A 6,936-nucleotide genomic window follows, 5' to 3' on the forward strand; every position below is an offset into this window, starting at 1 on the left:
AATTCAGGGAGAGAAGCAATGAAATCGCTGCTGGCATCGATCGCCATCGCCACCGCCGCCTTTGCGCTGCCCCATGCCGCATCGGCCCAGACCTACCCGGACCGGTCGATAACCATCGTCGTGCCGTTTTCGGCCGGCGGCCCGACCGACACCGTGACGCGCCTGGTCGCGGAGGCCATGTCCAAGGACCTCGGCCAGCAGATCATCGTCGAGAATGTCGGCGGCGCGGGCGGCACGCTCGGCGCCAAGCAGGTCGCCGACGCCGAGCCCGACGGCTACAAGCTGCTGCTCTACCATATCGGCATGGCGACGACGGCCACGCTCTATCGCAACCTGCCCTTCAAGACGCTGGACGCCTTCGAATATGTCGGCCTCGTCACCGACGTGCCCATGACCATCCTCGCCAGGAAGGACATGGAAGCCGCCGACTTCGCCGGCCTCGTCGAATACGCCAAGGCCAATGCCGACAAGGTGACCGTCGCCAATGCCGGCATCGGCGCCGCCTCGCATCTGTGCGGCATGCTGTTCATGAGCGCCATCGGCACCCCGCTGGTGACCGTGCCCTACAAGGGCACCGGCCCGGCGATGACCGACCTTCTCGGCGGCCAGGTCGACATCATGTGCGACCAGACCACCAACACGACCAAGCACATCCAGGCCGGCACAGTGAAGGCCTACGCGGTGACGACGCCCGCCCGCCTCGACGTCCTGCCGGACGTGCCGACGACCAGGGAAGCCGGCATCGACGGCATGGAATTCGGTATCTGGCACGGGCTCTACGCGCCGAAGGGCACGCCGGCCGAAGTCACCGAACGGCTCTCGAAGGCGCTGCAGGTGGCGCTCAAGGACCCGAACGTCGTCGCCCGCTTCGCCGAACTGGGCACCGCGCCCTCGTCCGAAGCCGACGCCACGCCTGCGGCGCTGAAGGCCAAGCTCGAGAGCGAGATCGCCCGCTGGAAGCCGGTCATCGAGGCCGCCGGCCAGTACGCCGACTGACCGTTTTCGACCGGGGAGCGGCCCGGCCGCTCCCCGCGGCAAGCGCCTGCCGCTGCTACCGGCAGGCCGGCTTTGCAGGATGGGAGAGCATGATGGTCATTGATCGCGCCAACGCGCTGTGCGGCGCGATCTTCGTCGCCTTCGGCATCTATTTCGCCTCGGTGTCGCTGACCATGGATCTCGGCACGCCCTTCCGCATGGGGCCTGGCTTCTTTCCGCTCTTCCTGGCCGTCGCGCTCATGCTCCTGGGCCTCGTCATCGTCGCGCAGGCGACGCGGGTAGCGGGAGAGCCGATCGGCAGTTTCGCGCTGCGCGGCATGGCGTTCATCCTTCCGGCCCCCGTGCTCTTCGCGGTCACGCTGAAGGACCTCGGCTTCGTCCCCTCGATCTTCCTGTCGACGCTGCTCGCCTCCTTCGCCTCGGCAAAGATGCGCCTGCCCGTCGCGCTCGTCCTGGCAGTGCTGATGACCGCGTTCACGACGCTGGTCTTCGTTGGCGGGCTCGGCCTGCCCTTCCGCCTGTTCGGCCCCTGGCTGGGCGGGCGCTAGGGGGCCCGGCCATGGACCTGTTCGACAATCTCGCGCTCGGCTTCTCGGTCGCCTCGACCGTCTACAATCTCGGCTTCTGCTTCATCGGCGTGCTGCTCGGCACGCTGATCGGCGTGCTGCCCGGCATCGGCCCGACCGCGACGATCGCCATGCTGCTGCCCATCACCTTCCAGATCGGCGACCCCACGGCCGCGCTGATCATGCTGGCAGGTATCTACTACGGCGCGCAGTACGGCGGCTCGACGACCGCCATCCTCATCAACCTGCCGGGCGAATCCTCGTCGGCCGTCACGGCAATCGACGGCTACCAGATGGCGCGCAAGGGTCGCGCCGGCGTGGCGCTCGCCACCGCGGCGATCGGCTCGTTCTTCGCCGGCACCGTCTCGACCTTCCTTGTCGCCCTGCTGGCCCCGCCGCTCACCGCGATCGCGCTCCAGTTCGGCGCTGCCGAGTATTTTTCGCTGATGGTGCTGGGGCTGATCTCGTCGATCGCGCTTGCCTCGGGCTCGATCGTCAAGGCGCTGGCGATGGTCGTGCTCGGCCTGCTGCTCGGCCTCGTCGGCACCGACATCTACACCGGAACGCCGCGCTTCAACCTCGGCATCCGCGAATACTCCGACGGGCTGAACTTCGTCGCGGTCGCGGTCGGCGTTTTCGGCATTGCCGAGATCCTGCGCAACCTGGAGGACGAGCACGAGCGATCGGTCGCCATCAAGAAGGTCACCAGCCTGTTCCCGACCCGCGAGGACTGGAAGCGCATGGCCGCGCCGATCCTGCGCGGCACCGCGCTGGGTTCGGCGCTGGGCGTGCTACCCGGCGGCGGCGCCATCCTGGCGGCCTTCGCCTCCTACACGGTCGAGAAGCGCGTCGCCAGGAACCCCGACGAGTTCGGCAAGGGCGCCATCGAGGGCGTCGCCGGCCCCGAGTCCGCCAACAATGCCGGCGCGCAGACGTCCTTCATTCCGCTCCTGACCCTCGGCATCCCGGCCAACCCGGTCATGGCGCTTATGATCGGCGCGATGATCATCCAGGGCATCGTGCCCGGTCCCAACGTGGCGACGGAGCAGCCGGCGCTGTTCTGGGGCATCATCGCGTCGATGTGGATCGGCAACGTCATGCTGGTCATCCTCAACCTGCCGCTGGTCGGGCTTTGGGTGAAGCTCCTGACGGTCCCCTACTACGTGCTGTTCCCGATCATCATGGGTTTCTGCGCCATCGGCATCTACAGCGTGAACTCCAACATCTACGACCTCTATTCCGTCGCCTTCTTCGGGCTGGTCGGCTATCTGCTGGTCAAGCTGCGCTGCGAACCGGCGCCGCTGCTGCTCGGCTTCGTGCTCGGTCCGCTGCTCGAGGAGAACCTGCGCCGCGCGATGATCCTTTCGCGGGGCGATTTCTCCACCTTCGTGACACGCCCGATCAGCGCGACGCTGCTGGGAATCGCGGCGGTGGTGCTGATCGTGGTCCTGCTGCCTTCGGTGCGCAGGAAGCGCGAGGAAGTCTTCGTCGAGGACGAGTGAGCCGCGATCAGTAGCGAACGATGATCTGGGTGTTCGCCAGGCCTTCGCTCTTGGCAAGCGAATAGAGCTTGGCCGCATGCGCGGGCGCAAGGCGGACGCATCCGGCCGACGCCGGTCGCCCGAGCTTCTTGGTCTGGTAGGTCCCGTGGACCGCGTAGTTGCCGTTGTAGAAGATCGAATACGGCATCGGCGCCCCGCCGTAGCGGCTCGACCGGTGGTGGCGCGAGAACCACTTCGCCGTCCAGCTCCCGGTCGGCGTCACCTTGCCTCGGCGCGCCGTCGACACCGGCCAGCGGCCGATCACGGTGCCGCGGTGGATGACCGTCATCGTCTGCGTCGAGAGCGAGACATTCGCGGTCAGCGTGGCGGCATATGCCGTGGAAGCCTGCGCGAACACCGCGAAAGCGGCGAAGAATCGGACGAATCGTTTCATGACCCCAGCCCTTGTCTGTGTCCCTTGGCCGCCATTAGGGGTCGCCAAACGTTATCATTGGGTTGATCGCGGCGTTGGCCGGGGTCGGTCGCAACCCTTCACGGCGCCTCGTCGAGCGCGGCCGGCTGATTGCCTGCCACCTGTCACATTAATGGCACACCGGCGGGCTGCCGCTTGTCACACCCGGTTTCCGCATTGGCCGTTGGGGTGCGCGGATGCTATTGGCAGGGGGGGCCATGAAGATCAGTAGGCAGGGATGAACCAGACATTTACCCGCCGGAAGTTGATGTGGATTGGAATTGCGCTGGCGGCAAGCGGATGCATGCCGGAACGGCGCGAGATGATCGAGGTCGACGGCGTCAAGTATAACAAGAACGCCCGGATCGACCCGCAATACCGCCGCCAACGCGTCAAATACAGCGGCGTCGGGCAGCCCGGCAGCATTGTCGTCAACACCAACGAAAAGTTCCTCTACCTGGTCGAGGACGACGGCTGGGCGACGCGCTACGGCGTGGGCGTCGGACAGGCAGGCCTTTCATTGAAAGGCAGGGCGAGAATCGGGCGCAAGGCCGAGTGGCCCTCCTGGACCCCGACGGAGAACATGATGCGGCGCAAGCCGCGCCTCGTTCAATATGCCGGCGGCGTGCCGGGCGGACCCGACAATCCCCTGGGCGCACGGGCGCTCTACCTGTACCGCGGCGACGAGGACACCATGTTCCGGCTGCACGGAACCAATGAGCCGTGGTCCATCGGGAGGGCGGTGTCGAGCGGTTGCGTCCGCCTTCTCAACGACGATGTCATCGATCTCTACGAGCGCACGCCGGTCGGGACGTCGGTACTTGTAATCTGAGTAGTCCACCAAGAATTGCATTCTTGCTGGAGCCCGCATGTCATCGGCTATTCTGCCCGCAGATCAAAGCAAATGGCCGAGTGTGACTTTTCTGCACTAGGTAGCGGCGAATTTCAAAGCTACGCTCGAATTTGTGACCAGTACGTGATCACTCCGGAAAGGACCTTTCGAATGAGCAAAATCCTGATCGCGGTCGTTGCCAGCGTCGCTCTCGCAAGCGTTGCCGGCTGCGCCAACATTGGCAAGGGCAAGGGCAAGGGCAAGGCTCCTCCGCCCGTGTACGAAGAGCCGGCACCGGCGCCTGTGTACAAGTAAGACAATCGGGGATGTGGGAAGGCCTTTTTCGGGCCTTCCCCAACCTGCCACGCGGACGAACGCGCCTCTGAGAGATTCTTGAATCGCGACAGCTTTTTCGTCCGTGACACAATCGGATCAATTGAATACGGGCAAACGAGATCGTGGTACGACCTAACTTGTCGCATGTCCGTATTCTTGCGGTTGCGTTTCTGGCGATCTTCGTTGCCGCGTGCCAGACGGACAGCCAGACCACCAGCGCCACCTCGTCGCCGCGCGCCGAATCATCGAGTTCGAAACCGGTAAAGCTTGGCGCCAAGCAGCCCAACAAGGCCGGACGCTACTTCATCGAGTTCCGCTCCCGTTACGCCTACACCTACGGGCATTCCTACGTCGTCTTCGGAACGCTCGACGCGCGCGGGCGGATGGTGAAGCCCGAGGTGGCGGGACTTGCCCCGAAATCCGATGACCCCTCCGTCTACATGGCCGGCCACGTGCTGCCCGTCGAATCCACCACAGGATGGACCGACGGCGATCTCGAGCCCGAATACATGTCCGCCTATTGGCGCGTCATGCTGACCGAACCGGAATATCGGAAGGTCGTCGCCAACATCCGCAAGCTTCAGGCGAGTTCTCCCGTCTGGCACGCGTCCATCTACAACTGCAATGCATTCGTCGGCGACATCGCGCGTTCGATGGGGTACAAGACGCCGTTCCACTGGCTGGTGCCTCAGGAATACATAACCAAGCTGCGCAAGATGAATGGTGGTCCCAATGCCATCGGTTGGACCCGTCCTGATTCGGACGCCCCGTCGTCGAGCAAGACGCGCTGACCGGGCGCTTTGCCCGGTCCATTTGACTTTCATTCGGAATACGTGATGGCTCCCTTCGGAGAGATTGTCTGGGTGCTGGGCATCGTCGCCTGGTACGTCATACGCTATCCGTTCGAGCGGCGCGCCCGGCGTGTCCGCGTCGTCGGCGACTACCGGTCCAGGTCCGAGAAGATCGCTCTGGCGATGGCGCTGTTCGGCATGGCCGTGTGGCCCGCCTTATACCTGTTGACCGGCATCCCGCGGGGCGCGGACTACCAGCCGCGCATGTGGGCGGTCGTCGTGGGCGGCGCCCTCTTCGCGTTCGGCCTCTGGGTCTTTCGCAGGTCGCACAAGGATCTCGGTCGCAACTGGTCGGTTACGTTGGAGATTCGCGACAAGCACAAGCTGGTCTCGCAGGGGCTCTATCGCCTGATCCGGCACCCGATGTACGCATCGTTTCTGCTGATCGCGCTGGCGCAGGCCTTCCTTTTGCCCAATTGGGTAGCCGGTATGGCCGGACTGGTCGGTTTCCTGGTGCTATTCTTCATGCGCGTCGATGTGGAGGAACGGATGATGCTGGACACGTTCGGCGACGACTACCGCGCCTATTGCGCAAGAACCAAGCGCATCATCCCCTACGTCTACTAGACGCGGCACATGCGGGGCCGCTGGATAACCCTCTCGCCCGGTCGGCGCCTTGTCGGCGACCTGATGCGGTTCTCCAGGAAGATACCGCGTATCACCGTGCAGCGGCGCCTGAACCTCGGCCCTGTGGTGCAGGCCAGGCAGGCGCTCGACCCCCGCCCCTCCTGGACCGCCATCTTCATGAAGGGTTATGCGCTTCTGGCAAAGGAGACGCCGGAACTGCGCCGCGCCTACGTGACGCTGCCGTGGCCCCATCTCTACGAATATCCCTCGAGCATCGCCTCGCTCGCCTACGAGCGCGAGGTCGACGGCGAGCGCGTGGTCCTGCTCGACCGGGTCAAGAAGCCCGAAACCACGCCCCTCGACGCCTTGGTCAAGAAGATCCGGGCGTCGCAGTCGCGCCCGGTCATGGAGGTCGGCGAGTTCCGGCGCGCGCTGCGCATGGCGCGCTTGCCATCGCCGCTCAGGCGTTTCCTGATGTGGCTCGGGCTCAACATCGGCCGCCAGCGGGCCAGGTACTTCGGCACGTTCCAGCTTTCGGTCTATTCAGGCCTCGGCGCGGAGTCGCTCAATCCCCTGACGCCGCTGACCACGCTGCTGAACTACGGCCCCATCGACGAGCACGGAAACGTCGACGTGCGCGTTCACTACGATCACCGCGTCATGGACGGGGCCAGCGTCGCCAGGGCGCTGGAACGGCTGGAGGCGATCATGAACGACGCGATTGCCGAAGAATTGCGCAGCCGGCCATAGGGCGCTAGGGAATGGTTTCGCCGCCGATCGCAAGCGCCTGGTTCGCCCCGCCGCCCTTTTCGGACGGATTCAGCTTTAGGTTTTC

At 64.9% G+C, this 6,936-nt stretch carries 9 protein-coding genes; 8 read left to right on the forward strand and 1 reads right to left on the reverse strand.

What is annotated here, in order from left to right:
- Nucleotides 1-18: 18 nt before the first annotated feature.
- The 3 genes from ABUE31_RS21070 (at nt 19) to ABUE31_RS21080 (ending at nt 3,064) form a co-directional block, all read left to right on the forward strand.
- The gene (locus ABUE31_RS21070; RefSeq protein ID WP_367725717.1) at nt 19-996 is read left to right on the forward strand and encodes a tripartite tricarboxylate transporter substrate-binding protein; all 978 of its coding nucleotides are present in this window, start codon (nt 19-21) and stop codon (nt 994-996) included.
- A 92-nt stretch (nt 997-1,088) separates the two neighbouring features.
- Nucleotides 1,089-1,544, forward strand: a complete 456-nt coding sequence (locus ABUE31_RS21075) for a tripartite tricarboxylate transporter TctB family protein (protein ID WP_367725718.1) — start codon at nt 1,089-1,091, stop codon at nt 1,542-1,544.
- Between the two features lie 11 nt (nt 1,545-1,555).
- The gene (locus ABUE31_RS21080) at nt 1,556-3,064 is read left to right on the forward strand and encodes a tripartite tricarboxylate transporter permease (RefSeq protein ID WP_367725719.1); all 1,509 of its coding nucleotides are present in this window, start codon (nt 1,556-1,558) and stop codon (nt 3,062-3,064) included.
- A gap of 7 nt (nt 3,065-3,071) precedes the next feature.
- On the opposite strand, the gene ABUE31_RS21085 is transcribed toward ABUE31_RS21080, so the two are convergent.
- Nucleotides 3,072-3,497, reverse strand: coding sequence for a L,D-transpeptidase (locus tag ABUE31_RS21085; RefSeq protein ID WP_367725720.1), 426 nt, complete (start codon nt 3,495-3,497; stop codon nt 3,072-3,074).
- Between the two features lie 286 nt (nt 3,498-3,783).
- On the opposite strand from ABUE31_RS21085, the gene ABUE31_RS21090 reads away from it, so the two are divergent.
- The 5 genes from ABUE31_RS21090 to ABUE31_RS21110 all read left to right on the forward strand — a co-directional run bounded on the left by ABUE31_RS21090 (nt 3,784) and on the right by ABUE31_RS21110 (nt 6,851).
- On the forward strand, nt 3,784-4,347 hold the full coding sequence (locus ABUE31_RS21090; protein WP_367725721.1) for a L,D-transpeptidase: 564 nt from the start codon (nt 3,784-3,786) through the stop codon (nt 4,345-4,347).
- 171 nt (nt 4,348-4,518) lie between these two features.
- Nucleotides 4,519-4,662: an ABC transporter gene (locus tag ABUE31_RS21095; protein WP_367725722.1), complete on the forward strand. Its 144-nt coding sequence runs from the start codon at nt 4,519-4,521 to the stop codon at nt 4,660-4,662.
- Nucleotides 4,663-4,805: 143 nt separating this feature from the next.
- Nucleotides 4,806-5,474, forward strand: coding sequence for a hypothetical protein (locus ABUE31_RS21100; protein WP_437344166.1), 669 nt, complete (start codon nt 4,806-4,808; stop codon nt 5,472-5,474).
- A gap of 45 nt (nt 5,475-5,519) precedes the next feature.
- Entirely contained in the window at nt 5,520-6,101 is a 582-nt protein-coding gene (locus ABUE31_RS21105) for a protein-S-isoprenylcysteine O-methyltransferase (protein ID WP_367725723.1), read from the forward strand.
- A 9-nt stretch (nt 6,102-6,110) separates the two neighbouring features.
- Nucleotides 6,111-6,851, forward strand: coding sequence for a hypothetical protein (locus ABUE31_RS21110; RefSeq protein WP_367725724.1), 741 nt, complete (start codon nt 6,111-6,113; stop codon nt 6,849-6,851).
- Nucleotides 6,852-6,936 lie beyond the last annotated feature (85 nt).

Source organism: Mesorhizobium marinum (genome assembly GCF_040813675.1).
GTDB lineage: Bacteria > Pseudomonadota > Alphaproteobacteria > Rhizobiales > Rhizobiaceae > Mesorhizobium_K > Mesorhizobium_K marinum.